Origin of the sequence: Streptomyces griseobrunneus (genome assembly GCF_046713465.1) — a bacterium.
GTDB lineage: Bacteria > Actinomycetota > Actinomycetes > Streptomycetales > Streptomycetaceae > Streptomyces > Streptomyces microflavus.
Map to the genome: position 1 here is coordinate 7,352,525 of NZ_CP177080.1, position 17,252 is coordinate 7,369,776.

Annotated in this window: 13 protein-coding genes; 5 read left to right on the plus strand and 8 right to left on the minus strand. The window is 69.8% G+C overall.

Annotated elements, in window-relative coordinates:
- Positions 1-21: 21 nt before the first annotated feature.
- From ACK8N7_RS33605 to ACK8N7_RS33635, 7 genes are all read right to left on the minus strand, one after another.
- Positions 22-627 carry a class F sortase gene (locus ACK8N7_RS33605; protein WP_500444852.1) on the minus strand — a complete coding sequence of 202 codons (606 nt, stop codon included), beginning with the start codon at positions 625-627 and terminating at the stop codon, positions 22-24.
- A gap of 119 nt (positions 628-746) precedes the next feature.
- On the minus strand, positions 747-2,402 hold the full coding sequence (locus tag ACK8N7_RS33610; protein ID WP_403219668.1) for a DUF4331 domain-containing protein: 1,656 nt from the start codon (positions 2,400-2,402) through the stop codon (positions 747-749).
- Between the two features lie 279 nt (positions 2,403-2,681).
- Entirely contained in the window at positions 2,682-3,182 is a 501-nt protein-coding gene (locus ACK8N7_RS33615; protein WP_403219670.1) for a hypothetical protein, read from the minus strand.
- Between the two features lie 114 nt (positions 3,183-3,296).
- Positions 3,297-4,643, minus strand: coding sequence for a hypothetical protein (locus tag ACK8N7_RS33620; RefSeq protein ID WP_403219672.1), 1,347 nt, complete (start codon positions 4,641-4,643; stop codon positions 3,297-3,299).
- Between the two features lie 215 nt (positions 4,644-4,858).
- Positions 4,859-6,559, minus strand: a complete 1,701-nt coding sequence (locus tag ACK8N7_RS33625; RefSeq protein ID WP_500444855.1) for a nickel/cobalt transporter — start codon at positions 6,557-6,559, stop codon at positions 4,859-4,861.
- A complete protein-coding gene (locus ACK8N7_RS33630; RefSeq protein ID WP_500441881.1) occupies positions 6,556-7,911 on the minus strand; it encodes a tetratricopeptide repeat protein in 1,356 nt (451 codons plus the stop codon). The genes ACK8N7_RS33625 and ACK8N7_RS33630 overlap by 4 nt, the downstream gene beginning before the upstream one ends.
- Before the next feature lie 108 nt (positions 7,912-8,019).
- Positions 8,020-9,621: a DUF4331 domain-containing protein gene (locus ACK8N7_RS33635; RefSeq protein WP_500441883.1), complete on the minus strand. Its 1,602-nt coding sequence runs from the start codon at positions 9,619-9,621 to the stop codon at positions 8,020-8,022.
- Positions 9,622-10,279: 658 nt separating this feature from the next.
- On the opposite strand from ACK8N7_RS33635, the gene ACK8N7_RS33640 reads away from it, so the two are divergent.
- From ACK8N7_RS33640 to ACK8N7_RS33655, 4 genes are all read left to right on the plus strand, one after another.
- On the plus strand, positions 10,280-11,155 hold the full coding sequence (locus ACK8N7_RS33640) for a DUF4394 domain-containing protein (protein ID WP_500444857.1): 876 nt from the start codon (positions 10,280-10,282) through the stop codon (positions 11,153-11,155).
- Between the two features lie 436 nt (positions 11,156-11,591).
- A complete protein-coding gene (locus ACK8N7_RS33645; RefSeq protein WP_403213949.1) occupies positions 11,592-11,822 on the plus strand; it encodes a hypothetical protein in 231 nt (76 codons plus the stop codon).
- A 335-nt stretch (positions 11,823-12,157) separates the two neighbouring features.
- Complete coding sequence (locus tag ACK8N7_RS33650) at positions 12,158-12,388, plus strand: hypothetical protein (RefSeq protein ID WP_500444859.1); 231 nt, start codon at positions 12,158-12,160, stop codon at positions 12,386-12,388.
- Positions 12,389-13,345: 957 nt separating this feature from the next.
- Positions 13,346-14,002 carry a fasciclin domain-containing protein gene (locus ACK8N7_RS33655; protein ID WP_403213951.1) on the plus strand — a complete coding sequence of 219 codons (657 nt, stop codon included), beginning with the start codon at positions 13,346-13,348 and terminating at the stop codon, positions 14,000-14,002.
- Positions 14,003-14,560: 558 nt separating this feature from the next.
- On the opposite strand, the gene ACK8N7_RS33660 is transcribed toward ACK8N7_RS33655, so the two are convergent.
- Complete coding sequence (locus tag ACK8N7_RS33660) at positions 14,561-15,217, minus strand: SDR family NAD(P)-dependent oxidoreductase (RefSeq protein ID WP_403213953.1); 657 nt, start codon at positions 15,215-15,217, stop codon at positions 14,561-14,563.
- 392 nt (positions 15,218-15,609) lie between these two features.
- Here ACK8N7_RS33660 and ACK8N7_RS33665 point away from each other — a divergent pair, with 392 nt between their 5' ends.
- Positions 15,610-16,950, plus strand: coding sequence for a glycosyltransferase (locus ACK8N7_RS33665; RefSeq protein WP_500444861.1), 1,341 nt, complete (start codon positions 15,610-15,612; stop codon positions 16,948-16,950).
- The last annotated feature ends 302 nt before the right edge of the window (positions 16,951-17,252 follow it).

Sequence of the window (17,252 nt, forward strand, 5' to 3'; positions counted from 1 at the left end):
CTCCCGCGGCAGGTCAGTCATTTACGACCGCTCTTCATTGCGCAAGGCCGCATAGACGACGAGGTTGTCCCGGTATTCGCGGCGGCTGCGGTCATAGATGCCCGAGCAGGTGATCAGGTGCAGGGCGGGCGGGCCGCTGGTCGCGTAGACCTGGCTGTCGGGGAAAGTGTCCTTCCCGTACTGGCGTAGCGCCCGGATGGTGAAGGTGATGGTGGACCGGTCATCCTGCACCATGGTGATCTCGTCGCCCGGGTCGAGCGTGGAGAGTCCGTGGAAGGCTCCGGGGCCGGTGGCGGAGTCGACATGGCCTACGACGACCGTGGCGCCGGGGCCGCCGGGGCGGGGGCCGTCGCTCCACCAGCCTATGTTTTCGGGTTCGTCGGGAACGGCGAGTCGGCCGTCCTGCTGGACGCGCAGGCCGATGAGGGGCTGGTCGATTCCGATGGCGGGTATGCGGATGCGGACTGGTGCTGCGGGCGTTCGGTTGTCGGAGGCTGCCGCTCGGTCGGATCCGGGGTGGACCGGCAGGCTGCCTCTGTCTACCCGTTCCGGTGCCGGCCCGGGGCCCGTTCCTAGAGCGAAAATGCCGATGCAAGCTAGCGCTGCCCCGACGGCGACGGCGATCATTGCCGCGGTTCCCCGCCTCCCGGGTATTCGCCACAGGCGCAGGCGGCGGGGGGCGGCGGCGCGGGCCGGTCGCCCGACCCGCCATCGGCGGTTCGGGCGACCGGGGAGGAACGGGCTGTTCATGCCTGGCCGGCGCCGCGTCGTCGGCGCAGGGCCAGCACTCCGGCGCAGGCCAGGAGCGCCCCGCCGCCCAGCGCGGTGACGGGCACGACGGGGAAGCCGTCGCCGGAGGCGAGTCCGCCGAGGCCGGCGCCGACGCCGCCGTCGGGGTGGAGGGAGTCTGCCTGGTTGACGGCCGCGGTGTTGGGGAGGGCGACGTAGGGGAAGGTGTCGCCGGGCTCGCGGTAGGGGGTGTCGACGGCGTCGCCGGCTGCCAGGGCGGGCACGATCTTCCCGGTCTGCGCGGCGCCTTCGAGGGCCTGGAGTTCGATGTCGACGACGTCGTCGTTGAGCCGGCGGCCGTTGGGGAATCCGGCCAGGTCCTTGCCGAGGACGCCGAGGCGGTTGGGCTTGGCGGCGGGCGGGACGGCCATGTTCAGGCGCAGCATTTCCGCGGGGACGACCGCGGCCTTGTCGACGTCCTGGTTGAGGCGCTGCGAGTTGAGGTCCGCCTTGATGGGGCCGCACTCCTTGCAGATCCCGGTGAGGAAGATCTCGACGAGGTCGTTGCGCGGTGTGGCGGGGGCAGGAACCTTGTAGATGTTCTCGATGAGCTTGGGGACGATCGGGTCCTTGACCTTGTCGACGACCGGGGTGATCGTGGCGTCCTTCTCCGGGCTCAGCGCGTTGAAGGCATCCTTGAACTTCAGCGGCACGACGACTTCGTTGATGAGCGGGTTGCCCAGGCGGGAGACCTGCCGCCACTCGTCGGCGTTCCCGTCCTTGGCGGTTGCCTTGCCGTCGTCCGCCGCCTGAGCGGAGGTGTCCTCGCTGCCCTTGCTGCCGGCGCCCGTGACGGCTGCTCCCCGGCGGTCGGTGGTGGACCACACGCCGATCACGGGGTTGCGCTTGGCGTCGCCCTTGAGCGCCAGCGTCGACTTGGGCACCTGGACGGCGAGGGTGTTGATGTTGTAGCCGGCCAGGGTGTTGTGGCCGGTCTCCGAGAGGTCGCCTCCGTACAGGAGGTCGAAGATCCGCAGGTCCAGGAAGAACGGGTCGGACGCCTGGCCGGCGAAGGTCGTGCCGCCCCCCGGCAGCGGGACCACGGCCTCCTTGCGCAGGGAGGCGTAGTCGGGCATCGACGCCTTGCCGACGTTCGAGGGTGCGACCGGGGAGTCCTTGAGGAGCGTCTTGGTGTTCCCGCTGCTGTCGGTGACCTTCAGGCTGTAGGTCTGCCGGAAGTTCAGGGTCTCGTCGTTCACCGACTCGACGACCCCGGTGTTGTAGAGGAACTGGTCGGCGTCGTCGCGGACGTGGTCGGTGAACTCCCACGTGTACGTCGTGTCCGGCTTGCCGTTGCCGTCCGCGTCGATCTTGATGTTGTAGCGGGCGTCCTCGGCGAACGGGTAGAAGTTCGGCCCGCCGTTGGGCTCCTGGAAGGGGAGCCAGTTCGCCACCAGGGTGACGGTGTCGGGCTTGTCCGGGCTGGTGAAGGCGTAGACGTCGGTGTTGTCCGCCCTTGGGTCTCCGGCGATCAGCGGCGCCTCACGGTGACTGGAAGCCGAGCTGGAGGCGGGAGTGAGGCCGGTGACCGCCGCGGCGGTCAGCAGGGCCAGGGCGCCGGTGGCGGCGAGGGTGCGCTCGGCCCGGCGTGAAGCGGGGCGGCGTCGGAGCATGCGGGGAGAATGCATGGGGGTCCGTTTCCGGTGAGAGCCGCTCGCCCTCCGGAAAGTCCAGGCGGGGCGGCTGGGAGCTGAAGCTGCCAATCGCCACATTCGGCCCGCACGAGCTCGCCCTGATCGACAATGACCGCACGGTAAAAGTCCCAAAATGTGACGCTGGGCTGCCCTCAGGTCACCATGCGTGCGTTGCGCCCGCAATGACAGCTGAGCCGAACGGGGCCGCGCCCCTGTCAGGGCCCGATCGGGCCGGATGGAATCGCGGCGTGGCGGAAGCTAGGCGTGCTGCATCTCTCCCGCGGTTGCAAGGGGCAGAGAGCGCAAGGCGTACACGAGGTCGGGCCAGGCGGAGATATGCGCGGCAATGGCAAGGTCGGTGCCTTCGAGAAACGCGAGATGACGAACGGCGTGCGCTACGACGTGGCCGACTTCCAGGTCCGGTGGGGACGGATGGCCTGGCCTGGGGGAGCGGGCAATCTTGTGCGGTTCCGGGAGCGGGGTGCCGGGCTGGTCCGGAGCGGGGTCCGGGTGGACGAGGTAGGTCAGGGTGATGCCGCCCTTGCGGGTGGCACGCCAGCTGGTCGAGTGCACCATATGCGTCTCGTCGTGTTCGCCGAGGAGCGCGAGACCCCTCGCGGCACGGTCCGGGCTCACCCCCCTGCCAAGCGCCGTGATCAGCCGACGATAGGCGAAGCCCTCGCTCGGATCGTGCCGCAGCAGCACCACTTCGACGGCGACAGGCGGCGCATCAGGCGCTTCGTGCGGGGCGAGCGGCATCGTGCACGGCTCCAACGTCGGCGGGCGGGCCCGGAGGGGAAGGGCCCCTCTACCGATCTTATTGCAAAGGCTATGCAAGTGCACAAATCGGCTAAAAGGGTCCGATGGCGGTCTCTACGCCTGCGGACGTGAGCGGGTCTGCTGGCCGTCGGTCTCTTCCTCCCACCGCCATTCGCTCCCCTCCGCGGTGTCGTGCAGCCGGACGCCGCCTGCTGCCACGGCTTCGCGCACCTCGTCCGCCAGGCCGTAGGCGCCGTCCGCACGCAGCCTCCTGCGCAGGCCGAGAAGGGGAACCAGGATCCGCCCGAGGGTGTGTTCCGGTTCGCTCATACCGCGTCCGGCGACCCATGCGAGACGGCGGATCATGCCGTGCAGGACCGTGCGGGCCCACTCTCCGCCCTGGTCCTCCTCCATGTCGGCGCTCCACGCGGCGATCACCGACTCAAGCTCCACCGCCACCTCGGCCATGGTCCCGGCGTCCCGCGCCCCCTGCGCTGAGTCGAATCGCAACTCCGCTGCCGCAACGGCCTCCTGCAGTGTCGCCGCACCGCCACTGCCGGCCGTGGTGGTGCGGTGCGCGGCGTCGACACCGGCATCGTCATCGGCAGGACGGCGAGGCAAGGGGACCACTGCGGGTTCCGTTCCTGTTACCAGATCGCGCAGTTGCTCCAGGGGCAGCGTGGTGCCGCCGGGCACCAGGGCGCTGGCTCCCCGCCGCCGGACCGTCATGACACCCCGCCCCCACACACGTACCAGCGACGTGCTGAGATCGACGATGACAGCCGTGTGCTCATCGATCCCGAGGACGGCGCTCTCGTCGGGGAGTTCGTGCTCCAGGGCGGCGAGGCGGGGTTCGCCCAGGTAGCAGAAGCGGGTGTCGTGCGTGCCGCCCTCGGCGTTGTCGTAGTGCGGGATCACCGCGACCGGCAGGCCGAGCGCCCCGAGCAGATCCAGCCCGGTCAGCCATGCGGGGGGATGCCCGGCCTTGTACACCTCGTAGACGGGCAGCGCCGCGAACCCCGCGGTGCACGCCGCCGCGGAGGCCATCACCGTCACGCCGTAGCCGCGTGCCACCCGTTCGCGCAGGATCTCGCCCAGACGCAGGGTGTGCCAGCGGTTCAGTGCGTACGACGGGCTGCCGGGCCCCGAGAACACCCAGTGCGCCCTGCGCACCAGGTCGCGTACCTTGTCCGCGTCGCCAGTGCCCGGCGCACCGATCGAAGGGCCGTCTGCGCGGGTATCCGGAGCGACCACTGTCGCGAGGCCCACGGAGCGTCGGAAGTATTCGCGGGCACGGTTGGAGATGTCGTCGCGGTTGACCTGAAATCCGTACGGTGTCTCCAGGATCACCGCATCGGCGTCACCGCCCAAGTGGGCAACGAGCTCCCGGTGCAGTGTGACCATGGTCGGGCTGGTCTCGCCGGAGCCCATCAGTACCAGAAGTCCGTTTCCAGCGTTCACGCCCACCCCGCCGCCTCCGCTCAGGGTGAGCGGACCTCCTATGCGTACCCGGGGCGCATCCGCCGTATGCCGCCGTCCGGTTCGCGGACGGTCGGCTATCGCTGCGCGCGAGGAGGCTCCTGGACTCGCCGCAGATGCGTCGTTCGGACTCCTCGCGTCTGTAGGGGAGGGCTTCCTCCCGGTATGTGGCGTCTCCCGCAGGGGGTTTGCGGGAGCTAGCCGTTCCCGGTTGCTGCCCGCAGGGTCAGGCCGAGGCCGACGGCTACGACGAGGAGCGAGGTGATGACGGGGCCGGTCCGTGCCAGCTTCCTGAGCAGGGGGTGGTGGCGGAGGGTCCGGGCCCGGTCGTGGCTCTCGATGCGTTCGCGCAGGCGGACGAGGAGGAGGCCGGCGAGGGTGAGGGTGGCGGCCATGCCGAGTCCGTAGCCGATGACGAGGAGCACGCCGAAGGCCGTACGCCCCAGGGCTACGGCGCCCAGGAGCACGACGAGGGCGGAGGGGCTGGGGACCAGCCCGCCGGCGATACCCATGCCGATGAGGCCGGAGCGGCTTGTACGCCGGGCGTTTCGGGGAGCCGTTGACGTGGCGGACGGGTGGTGCTCGTGGTCCGGCGCGGCGAGTGTCGCGACCGAGGGAGTCGCCTGGAGTTCCCCGGTCGACGCGCTGTCACGTTCGAGGGCCGGGGTGACGGGCTCGTGGTGATGAGAGCTGTCGGCCCCGTGGTCGTGATCATGATGGTGACCGTGGCCGTGCTGGCGGCCATGGTGGTGGCCGACGTCATCGTGGCCGTGGCCGTGATCGTGGCTGTGGCTGTGGCTGTGGTTCGGTCCGTGGTGATGGTGGTTGTGTTGCGGCCTGCCCCGGACGGCTCCCGTGAGGAGCCAGAGGCCGATGCCGGTGACGAGGAGGCCGCTGGCGGCGCCGAGCCACATCAGGACGGTCTCACCGGCGAGATGGGTGGAGAGGGGCAGGGCGAGGCCGAGGACGAGGACGCCGGCGGTGTGGGTGAGGGTGACGGTGGCGCCGACGGTGAGGGCGTCCCGTCGGGTGCCTCGGCGGCCCGCGAGGTAGGCGGCCATGATGGTCTTGCCGTGGCCGGGCATCGCCGCGTGGGACGCCCCGAGGACGAGCGCCAGGAGCAGGGCCAGGAGTCCTACGGGGAGGGTGATCTCGCGGGCGCCGACGAGTGAGTCGAAGGCGCCGGTGACCTTGGCGAGTACCTCGCTGATCACGCCCGCGCCGGGGAGGTCCGCCGCCACCGCCGGGACGGTGGCCGTGGCCTGTCCGGGCTGGCTGCGCAGTGCTGCTGTTCGCTGGTCGAGCGGGGAGGCGAGGGGGTCCTGCGGGTACTGGCGCAGTTCGCGGGTGGTGGAGGTTGCGGGTACGTCGGCCTGGGTGATCCGGACGCCCTGGCCGGTGGCGGTCATCTCGTGCCAGCCGATGCGGGTGGTGTCGTAGGTCGATTCCGCTCGGATGTCGGTGGGCTCGGTGAGTTCGGCCGGGGCGGTCAGGTCGCAGGTGAGGCGGCTGGTCTTGAGGCCCGCTTCCCCGTTCTCGTACACCAGGGTGGCCGAGGACCGCTTCCAGTCCGCTCGCGTACCGCCCACGCTCAGGTGGAGCTGCCGGCTCAGGTCGGAACAGGCTTGCTCGGCGTGGGCGCGCGCCTCTGTGTCGCTGACCCGGCCGTCGTGGTCGGAGTCGACGGCGGGGCGTTCCTGGAGGGCTGAGATCTCTGCGCGGTCGACGACGATCCGGGCGTCGATCCGGTCGGGCCGAAGGACGAGGCCCGTGTGGTGGTTGACGCTGAAGTTGCCCAGGGGGTGGGCAGCAGCTGCGGGGGCTGCCGCCAGGCTCGCGAGGGCGGCGAGGGCGGTGGCGGTCAGGGTGGTGATGGCTCGGCGCAGGGTGTGGTTCATGGTGTCGTGTCGATTCGCTGGAGCAGGTCGCGGGCGGCGTCGGCGTGCAGGGGGTGGAAGGCAGGCTCGCGCAGTGCTTCGGTCAGGTCGCGGCGGGCCTCTTCGGGATCGCCGAGGGCTTGGTGGATGGCGGCACGGTGGTAGCGGAAGAGCGTGCTGCGGGTGCCCAGGGCCAGGGCTTTGTCGGCCTGGGCGAGGGCTTCGGTATCCCGGCCGGCTCGGTGCAGGGCCCAGGCGTACGCGTCGTGTACGGCGACGAAGGGGCGGGTGCGCAGGGTCTGTTCGGCCAGGGTGACGGCACGCTTGGGGTTGCCGTGGTCGGCTTCGAAGAGGATCGCGTCGGTGTCCGCCGGGTCGCCCGAGGCTTCGCGGATGCGGTCCTGGGCGCGCAGGAGGGCGTAACTCTCCTCGGCCCGGTCGCGGTTGCCCAGGGACTGCTCCAGTTCGCCCAGGCCCAGCAGGTGGTGGGGCAGGGGGGCGATCGCGACGGCCGCGCGGTAGTCGGCAAGGGCTTTGGTGGTGTCGCCCAGGGCCAGGTGGGCGCGGGCCCGGGTCTCCAGGAGCGCCGAATCGCCCGGGGCGGCCTTGAGCCCGGTCCGGGTGCGGGACAGGGCTGCCCGGGGGTCGGCGTCCTGGAGGTCCAGGGATGCCAGGACGTTGTGGGCGAAGGCCGTGTCGGCCGGGGTGGCCGCCGCCGTCAGGGATCGCCGCATCAGGGCGCGGGCCCGGTCGGTGTCCCCCTTGAGCTCGAAGGCGTAGGAGGCGCGGGCGAGGGAGGCGGCGTCCGGGCGCAGGTCCACCATCTTCTGCACGGCGGCGTCGGCTTCGTCGTAACGGCCCAACTGGGTGTAGGCGTCGGCGAGGACTCCGTGGGCGGAGGAGCTGTAGGGGCCGCTGATGGTGGCCTTGCGGGCCCATTCCAGCGCGGCGGGGAAGTCGTGGCGGGCCGCGGCCAGAGCGCCCATGGCGGTCTCCGCGTCCGTGTTGTCTTCGCTCTGCACGGAGAGCGAGGACCGCAGCGCTTTCTCGGCCCGGTCGTAGGTGGCCGGGTCGGCGGTGGTCCGCGCCTGCTGGACGTAGGCCATACCCAGGGCGGCCCAGCCCCCCGGATCCTTCGGCAGCCGGGCCACCCGGGCCTGGAGCGCCTCGACCGACCCACGTGGCGTACCAGCTGGCTGCTCCAGGCCCGAAGCGGCAGAATCCGTGGTCTGGTCGGGCGCCAGCATGACCGCACCGGCGGCGAACATCGCCGCCCCCAGGACCAGGGTGACCGCGATGCTCCGCAGCCGCCGGCCGCCTCGGGAGGGGGTGGGCGGTGGCGTGGACGGGGGTACGGTGTGGTCCGGGTGCACGAAAAGGGTCCTCCCCCATGGTTCGGTGGTGCCGGTGCCCGGGCCGGAGCAGCACGCCCCCGGCCCGGACACCTTCGTGGCCTCGATCCGCTTCCTGCTACGGCCGGTTCAGCTGTTCTTGCCGCGGCGGCGGAGGCGGAAGCCGCCGACGCCGAGGAGGAGCGCGCCGGCCCCGGCGAGCGCCGCCGCGTGGGTGGGCTCCATGGCCTGGCTCGCCGCGGTGTTCTCCATCGAGGCCTGCTCGGCGTTGCGGCCGGCCGCGCCGGGGCCGCGGTTCACGTTCTTGGTGTGCGGCAGCGCGACGTACGGGAACGAGGTACCGAACGGGACCTCGTTCGTGTCGACCTTGTCGCCGTCCGCGAGCGCGGGCACGAGAACACCGGTCTGGGCGGCGCCCTCGACGGCCTGGAGCGAGATGTCGATGACGTCGTCGGCGAGGCGGCGCCCGTTCGGGAAGCCGGCCAGGTCGCCCGCCAGGACTCCGAGGCGCTGGGGCCTGGCGGTGGGCGGCACCGCCATGTTGAGGCGCAGCTCCTCCGCCGGGACGATCTTCCTGAGCGGCGCGTCCTTGTTGAGGCGGTGCGCGTTCAGGTCGGCCTTGATCGGACCGCAGGCCTTGCAGATACCGGTCAGGTAGATCTCGGCGAGGTCGTTGCGGGGGGTCTTGGGGGCCGGGACGCCGTAGACCTGCTGGATGAGCTTGGGCAGGATCGGGTCGTACACCTTGTCGACGACGGGCTGGACGGTGCGGTCCTGGCTGGGGTTGAGGGTGTTGAAGGCGTCCTTGAACTTCAGCGGGACGACGACCTCGTTGACCAGCGGGTTCCCCAGGCGGGAAACCTGCTTCCACTGCTTCGTGGCGCCCTTGTCCCGGGAGTCGTTCAGGGTGACGCCGCCGCGCTCGGTGGTCGACCACACGCCGATGACCGGGTTGCGGGAGGCGTTGCCCCTGAGGGCGAGCTGCCTCTTGGGGACCTGGATCGCGATGGTGTTGACGTTGTAGCCGGCCAGGGTGTCCTGTCCCCGCTCGCTCAGGTCGCCGCCGTAGAGGAGGTCGAAGACGCGGAGGTCGGCGAAGAACGGGTCCTCGGCCTGGCCCGCGTACGTCTTGCCGCCGCCCGGCAGACCGAGGGTCGCCTGCTTGCGCAGTGCCGCGTAGTCGGGCATCGACGCCTTGCCGGTGCGGGACGGGGCGGCCGGCACACCCGACAGGAGGGTCCGGCTCTTTCCTCCGGTGGTGACGACGAGGTCGTAGACCTGCCGGAAGTTCAGGTCCGGGTCGTTCAGCGAGGTGACCTGGCCGGTGTTGTAGAGGAACTGGTTCGCGTCGTCGCGGTAGCTGCCGCGGAAGCGCCAGCTGTACGTGACGTCGGCGACCCCGTCACCGTTGTTGTCGACCTTGATGTTGTAGCGCAGGTCGTCGCCGAACGCGTAGAAGTTCGGCCCGCCGTTGGGCTCCTCCATCGGGATCCAGTTCGCCACCATCGTGACGGTGTCGGCCTTGTCGGGGCTGGTGAACGCGTACACGTCGGTGTTGTCCGCCCGCGGATCACCGGCGATCAGGGGCGCCTCGCGGTGGCTGGAGGCCGCGCTGAGACCCGGGGCGAGGGTCATCGCCCCGAGTCCTGCGGCCAGGGTGGTGGCACCGAGCACGAGCAGGGACCGGTCCAGCACGCGCCGCGAGCGGGGCCTGGCCTGAGAATCCTTCACGGTATTCCTTCTGTCTGCTGACCCCCCTGCCTCACTGCAGCCCTGAGGACATGCGGTGGCCAGGGGTGCGGGCTGATGGGGTGGCGTTCGGCACCGCGCCGGAACATCTCGCGCCGACCGTGCCGACGAAAGGAGGCACGCATCAACGGCAGGGCCGGAACCGGCCACACCGTCAAGAGCTGCTCTGCCGTAGACAAGCACGCCGAAACCCCATTCCGGGCCGAACAACGTGGCGTCATCACGCCAGCTGTGCGGACCGATCCTCACGAAAGGGCCGGTGGGACCGGCAAAGCGGCGGGAGAGACGTCGCAAGAAAATGACGACGACACAGGCGCCACACACTGGGCCGAAAGAGTCACAACGCCCTTGCTGCCAATAGCTTGCAACAACAAGCTATTGGCAGCTTCACTCGTCCAGTGCAACGGAGCTGTCGAAGCGCAGCTCCGCGAAGAAACCCGGAAGTCCGCCGAGCTCTCACCCTCCCGTGTCGGCGGCCAGATGCCGAGGCCACCCGCCATCGGCCGACCAGCCATCCCGCCTCCGGCCTCCAATGGGGTGACCCCCTGCACCCTTCGGCCAATCCGCGCGTGCTTCGGTCTCGAACCAGTCGTGACCCGCTGACCGTTCCGGTCGGACACCTCACTTCTCCGGGAGAATCATGCGTACTCGTAAAACCGCCGTCGCCGCAGTGTCCGTAGCCGTGGCCGCAGCCCTGTCCGTCCCGGCACTGGCGTCCGCGGACGGCCGCCACGGGCACGACATGAACCACCGAGGGACCAAGGCGCTCGCCGCCGTCGGGCTGACCGCCGATCAGCGCCTGGTCGAGTTCACCGTCGACCGGCCCGCCGGGACCAGGACCATCGGGAAGGTGTCCGGCCTGCGCGGTGACACCAAGGTCGTCGGCATCGACTTCCGCGTCCAGAACGAGAAGCTCTACGGCGTCGGCGACAAGGGAGGCATCTACACCCTCAACACGGCCAACGCCAGGGCCATGAAGGTCTCCCAGCTCACCGTCGCCCTCGCGGGCAAGCAGTTCGGCGTCGACTTCAACCCCGCCGCCAACCGGCTCCGCGTCATCAGCAACACCGGGCAGAACCTGCGGCACAACATCGACGACAGCGCCGCCCCCCTCGGCACCACCACCGACGGCACACTCACCAACCCCACCACGCCGCCCTCCACCGCGATGGGCGTCACCGGTGCCGCCTACACCAACAACGACCTCAACGCCGCGACCGCGACGACCCTGTTCGACATCGACGCCATGGCCGACCGGGTCTCCCTGCAGTCGCCCGCCAACGCCGGCACGCTCGCCCCGACCGGAAACCTCGGTGTGAACGCGGGGCCGGACGCCGGGTTCGACATCCACACCTCCCCCAAGCACGGCACCAACCACGGCTTCGCCACCCTGAACTCCGGCGGAGCCACGCGCCTCTACCACGTCGACGTCCTCACCGGGGCCGTTCAGGATCTCGGCGCCTTCCCCCTCCAGAAGCAGGTCACCGACCTCGCCCTGCCCATCGACCAAGGCTGAGCCACCAGCAAAATCCGTGTGGTGGTCCGCCGCCCGACCGCCGGGCCACCGCACCGTGCCGCTGAGCCCCGGACCTTGCCCTTGAGCCGGGTATCTTGCGCTTTCGGTCTGCACGCCAGCCCGCTGGGATTTCCCGGCGTAGCGCAACGGGGCCCGGGTAAAGGCAGTCGTCCAGAACACCTTGTCATCGAGGGGCTCGCTGGGCGCCAAGCAGCGGTCCACCGAGACCCTCACGGGCCTCACCCTGATATCGACGCGGTCGACGCGCTGCTCACCGGCGCCGACCCCGGCGGGATCATCAGGGACGAGGCTCACTGGTACCTCGACACGGCTCTGGGGGGCGAAGACGATTTGGAGCTGGCCCTGCCACTCGGGTGGGACCGTGAGGTCGCCCTTCACTGTCGGCTGTGGCGGCGAGCTGGGAGAGAACCCGCTCGTGACGTTCTTCGGTGCGGCCGCGCCCGTTCGCGGGGAAATGACGGCCGCCGTCGAGGCAGAGCTGTCCCGGGAGCTCCGGGCAGCTGAGCGCCGACGCCTCTTCGGCAGGGCTTCGGAGTTCCACCTCCGCCACAACGATGTCTGGACCGACCTGCTCCGCAGCGGCTCACCGTCGCGTAAGCAGGACCTCAAGCGGGCCTCGCACGAGGCCACGCTGAGGACGGTCTGACCGTCCGCTCGCACCGCTCCGCGGGGCCCCGGCACCTTGTGCCGGGGCCCCGCGGCCTTGTGCAGAGGCGAAGCACAGGAGGATCAGGGGGTCCTGACTTCGAAATCCGCACTCTGGACGACCGCTGAGCTTAGTTCAGTGCCTGTTTCTTACCTTCAGGCCCGACATGCCGGTGAAGCTGCAGGAGGCGGCAGATACGCAGCGTGAGCAATGGGGGATGCTTTTGAGGTGTTCTGTCGATGCCGGTCACTGGCCGCCGTCGACACCACGAACGACCGCGTCTCACTCCAGGCACCGCCAGATCGGGCACCTCCGCGCCCACCGGGAACCTCGGGGTGAACGCCGCACCGAACGCCGGATTGGACATCTACTTCTCCCACCGGACCCAGACGAACCACGCCTTCGCCGCACTGAGCGTCAACGGCTCCTTCGGCGTCAACATCTTCCGGCCAGGCAGCCAGCATCGGCTCGTTCCCCAAGAACCACCAAGTCACAGACGTGGCGCTGCCGGTGAACCAGAGCCGAACGTACAGGCAGTCACCGAAGGCGAGCGCCACAGCCTCTGACTCCACAGGGCTTGGAGGGGCTCCTCTGCCAACCTCGTCCTCGGTCCCGCCGCAACCGCACCGTCGACAGCGACGGGGAAAATACCTGAGACGGGACGGCTGCTTCCAATGGGCGGACGGCCGCGAGCGACTCCGCGAGACCCGAAGCGGCGGCCCCCGTACTGCGCAGGTAGGCAAGGGCAGGGCACACGCCGAGGATGCGCACGGCGATGTCTCCACGCAGTCCCGCCCAACCATAGGGAATCAGAGAGCGCAGGGTGCGCCTCCCGGGGCGGGCCCTGCCCGGTTTCGCACCATGGCACACGACCGGAAGCAGTTGGCAACCCCGAGGGGCCGGCAGCAGGGCGGCCGCGAGACGAGGTACGGACGCATCAGGCCAAGTCCGGTGGGACGCCGCACGCAGAACTCAAGTACCACCAGGCGGCGGAAGATCGGGGCGGCAAGATCTTCCACTGCGGGGAGAGCTGCCGCGGGACGCCCAGGAGAGTAACGCCCCGCGGCAGCCGTTCGTCACGGGCCTTCAACCGCGAAGAACGGTGCGGCTCCCCATCCCCAAACGGCTTGCCGCAGCACGTGCGGTGCCTCCTCCAAAGCGCCGCACACCGTGCATTCGCCACCGGGCGCACCCCGGATTGGTCCGAGCCGGAGAAACCCACCGGACGGGCCAAGCCGGCCACCGGAAGCGCCGGCGGAACGACCCGCCGAATCTTTCCGCCCAACGCACCAATCCGAAGACCCGGTTGCCTCGAATAGCAGGCATGACGATCAACGAGACGCCTGTGGCCCGACACGGACCCACCGATGTCACCGCCACGCTCCGGAGACAACCCCGCTGATCACCTTCTCCGCGTCCCACCACCCTTGTCGACGTGGATGAACCTCACCGCACCGGGACCTAACCCCTGCAGCCCTCAGACAGCACTGAGAGCGACTACCCGAATACACAGGAGACTTTTCGTGAACGCCTTCCGCTTCCGCCGCGCCGCCATCGCCGTCACTGCGGCCGTCACCCTGCCCCTCACCCTGGCCGCCTGCGGCGGAGACGACAGCTCCTCGGACTCGGCCGCCGACAAGACCAGCAGCTCGGCTCCCGCGGAGGAGCAGTCGAGCCCGGCGATGGAGGACCCTGCTCCCGCGGACGGCCCCTTCGGCCCGGCCTGTGCCGGCGTCCCGAAGGACGGCGCGGGCAGCTTCGACGGTATGGCCCAGGACCCGGTCGCCACGGCCGCCTCCAACAACCCGGCCCTGTCCACGCTGGTGACCGCGGTCAAGAAGGCCGGCCTCGTCGACACACTGAACAACGCCCAGAACATCACCGTGTTCGCGCCGACCAACGACGCTTTCGCCAAGATCCCGAAGGCCGACCTCGACAAGGTCCTGGCCGACAAGGAGATGCTCACCAACATCCTCACCTACCACGTCGTCGGCGAGAAGCTCACCCCGCAAGCGCTGGAGAGCGGCACCTACGAGACCCTCCAGAAGTCCACTCTCGCCACCAAGGGCTCCGGCGAGGACTACACGGTAAACGACAACTCCAAGGTCGTCTGCGGCAACGTTCCCACCGCCAACGCCACCGTCTACATCGTCGACACCGTTCTGATGCCCAAGGCCTGACCACCGCGTTCCGCCCCTGACGCGCGGTGATGCGGCAACGCTCCCTTCCGCGAGAACAGACTGGTCGAGCGCGTCGCACGCCGCCGCCCGCTGGAGCCGCATGCTCCAGCAACGGGCCCCGAGCCACATCCCCCTCCCTGGCTCGGGGCCCGCGTGCGTTGCGGAAGGACGCCGAGGGGGCGTCGTGCGGGACAAGAACGACACCAGCTGAGTGGCGTTGCTCCGGCGCCCGACCGCCGGCGCTTTCGCCGGAGGCCACGCGGAGGGTCTGCCGGGTGAGCGGCTCCTGTCTGCAGGCGGTGGCGAAGGCCGGGAACATCACCCAGGCCTACGAGCGCTTTGGCCCTTCGTTCCGCTGACGGCACGGATGACAGCTCCGAAGCCCAGTACTGCCAGTGTCCCCACGAGAACGGGGAGGCCAGGACCCGGAAGGACGTACATGACATCGCTGGATCGCCGTCCACCGTGAGACACACCGCGCCGGGTACCCTGACACCGTTCCTGCCGGCCGGCGATCGCCAAAGGGTTCAGCACGGAAGACTCTCCGTCGTGATCGGTTCACCCTTCGCTCTCCAGTGCGTCCATGATCGCGTTAACCGCTTCCGGCACCGTCTGCCCTCGCGGCAAGGACGGCGGGCTCCCGGTGACAGCTCGGTCGGCGAAGCCCGACTCGACGTGGTCGAGCCGCAGATCCAGTACGCGCACACCCTTGCGGCGTTGCTCACGACGTACGCAGGTCAGCCAGAGCGCCAGTGCCGCTTTGGACGCGGTGTAGTCAGCCATGCCGGCCGGGGCCAGGTCGACGACGACTCCGGTGACAGCTGCCACGAGGCCTCCTCGCGGCACCAGAGGCAGTGCGGCGCGCAGAAACGCCATGGGCGCCAGCGCGTTCACGGTGAGGAGGTGCTCGGCAATGGCGTCCCCGACGGCATCTGCCTGTCCGAAGCCGGCGACCCCTACACAGACCACGACGCCGTCAAGGCCGCCCAGCACATCGTGCGCCCATGCAACTGTGCCCGCGCATGAGTCGAGGTCATAGGCGTCGAAGCGCCGGGACGGCACACCGGCGCAGGTGTGGGAGAGCTTTGCCAGAGCGGCCGCATCCCGTCCGGCGATCGCGATATGGGCCCCCTGCTGGTGCAGTTGCTCGGCCAGAGCGCTGCCGATGGCGCCCGTGGCGCCCGGAACGAGGATGCGCGCGCCTGTGATTTTCACTTCTGCCCTCCTGGGTCCGATGCCCCTGGACAGGCCTTCCCGGCGGGGGCCGTCGGCGGATGCAGCGGACTCGATCTGTGGCCCGACTGGCCCTGCTTTGGGCTATCCACCGGCCCCGGCCGTCGACTGGCTTGAGTTGTGTGGGCGCTTACCGGCCAGGTATTTCAATCATTGAGACACTTTGCCGGTGAATCACGTGTACGGAAACGATGCGAACAGCCGTCGCCGATGAGCCGCTCACCCCATGCAAGTCGTGACGGGAGGGCGGGAGTGCATCCGAGCAGGTCTTTCGCGCCGAAGAGAAGGTGACCGCACCCGACGGGCAGGCGCATCGCTCGACACCGCCTGGAATCGGAAAGACAGAGCCGCTGTCCTGCGACTGTGAGGGCCCTATGCCGCGCGTCATCGTCGTCAGCCCGCCGTTCGCCTCGCACGCTGCTCCTCTGGCAGCGCTGGCGACGGCGCTCGGCGCGCTGGACACAGAGGTGTACTTTGCCTGCGCTCCGGAATTCGCCGACCTCGTGCAGGGGGAAAGTCCAACGTTTGTCCCGCTGACGGTTTCGCGCAATAGCAACACCGGCGTGGCGGAGGCAACTCGGCAGCCAGTGAGTGAGGCGGCCCGGCTGCGTGAGTTCCTGGACGCCACACGGGTCGGCGCCGTACCGGCCCTGCTCACCCAGGCGCGGCACCGGCGCGCGGACATGCTCGCCGATCCTGAGGGCGTCCTGCAGTCCCTGCGTGCCCTCGATGACCAGCTGAGCCCCGACTGGTACGTCACGGATCAGCTCAGTTTCGCCGTGACGCTCGCCCTGCATTGCATGGGTGCACCCTATGCAACGTTCTGCCCTGGGCATCCGACGTATGTGCTCGCCAGCCCCGACGCCTACTTCGGCGTGCCCTACGACTGGCCGCGGGCGATGCGACCCGACCAGGCGGACGCCGACCGGCTGCTTGCGGCTGCGCGCGAGAACGATGCCGCGTTCACCAGCAAGTTCGATGCCTTCGCGCGCCGCCATGCACCCTCTGCGCCGTCCCCGGGACGAGCCTTCGCCCTCAGCTCACCTCACGCTGTCGTGTACGCCTATCCAGATCTGCCCTGGCTGCCGGACCAGGCCCGAGGCCCTGCCCGTCTCCATGCCGGCCACATGGTCCCGCCGGCTGTCCCGGCCTTGGACGTCGACTGGTCCCAGCGGCTGGAGCGGTTGCGACGGCATACGGAAAGGATTCTCCTCGTAGCGTTCGGTACGTTTCTGTCTGCTCGCGACGACGTGCTGCGCACCGTTGTCAAAGGCGTGGTCGACGGCTTGCCCGACGCTGGAGTGGTCGTGGCTGCGGGGCAGCGGTCGAAGGCATTGGCGGATCTGGCCGGCGACCGGGCCGTAGTGGCAGCGACGGTGCCCCAGCAAGCTTTGCTGCAGCACGTGGAAGCCATGGTTCACCACGGCGGGGGCAACTCCTTCACCGAGTGCCTGCGGGCGGGAGTTCCTGCTCTGGTCCTGCCCTTCTCCAGCGATCAGTTCGCCGTCGCTCGCGACGCCGAACGCTCGGGCGTCGGCATCGTGGCCGACCCCAACACCCTGAAGTGGACAGATATCCCACGTGCGCTTGACGGCCTGCGGGGGCCGAAGCGTGACGCGGCCCTGAGCGGTTCCGTACGGCTGCGCTCTCGCGGTCCAGTCTGGGCGGCCGAACGGCTGTTGCGCGTCATGGCCGGGAGCGTTCCTGGCCGCTGAGGGCGGTAGCCGCCCCCTCTCCACGCTCTGGTGCATCCGCCTGGCGTGCAGGCGCCGAAGACCTTGTCCGGCTTCACATGCCAACAGGAGGCCCCCGTTGTCCACCGACGCTTCCGCCCCCAGGTTCCGCCCCAGGGACGCGCTCGGGGCACCGGAGTTCGACGAGTTGCTCGCTGCGCGCACCGCGTTCTACGCCGCACACGCGGAAGAACTCGCGTCACAGGCTCCCCACCCAGAAATCGGTCCGCCCTCCGGAGGTCTGCTCGCTCAACTGCTGGCCGCCGAGTACGTGCGACGGCCGG

Coding starts and splice junctions, on each gene's coding strand:
- ACK8N7_RS33615 (WP_403219670.1), bottom strand. CDS start 3,182: ATGCCGCTCGCCCCGCACGAAGCGCCTGATGCGCCGCCTGTCGCCGTC.
- ACK8N7_RS33625 (WP_500444855.1), bottom strand. CDS start 6,559: ATGAACCACACCCTGCGCCGAGCCATCACCACCCTGACCGCCACCGCC.
- ACK8N7_RS33665 (WP_500444861.1), top strand. CDS start 15,610: ATGCCGCGCGTCATCGTCGTCAGCCCGCCGTTCGCCTCGCACGCTGCT.
- ACK8N7_RS33640 (WP_500444857.1), top strand. CDS start 10,280: ATGCGTACTCGTAAAACCGCCGTCGCCGCAGTGTCCGTAGCCGTGGCC.
- ACK8N7_RS33605 (WP_500444852.1), bottom strand. CDS start 627: ATGATCGCCGTCGCCGTCGGGGCAGCGCTAGCTTGCATCGGCATTTTC.
- ACK8N7_RS33610 (WP_403219668.1), bottom strand. CDS start 2,402: ATGCTCCGACGCCGCCCCGCTTCACGCCGGGCCGAGCGCACCCTCGCC.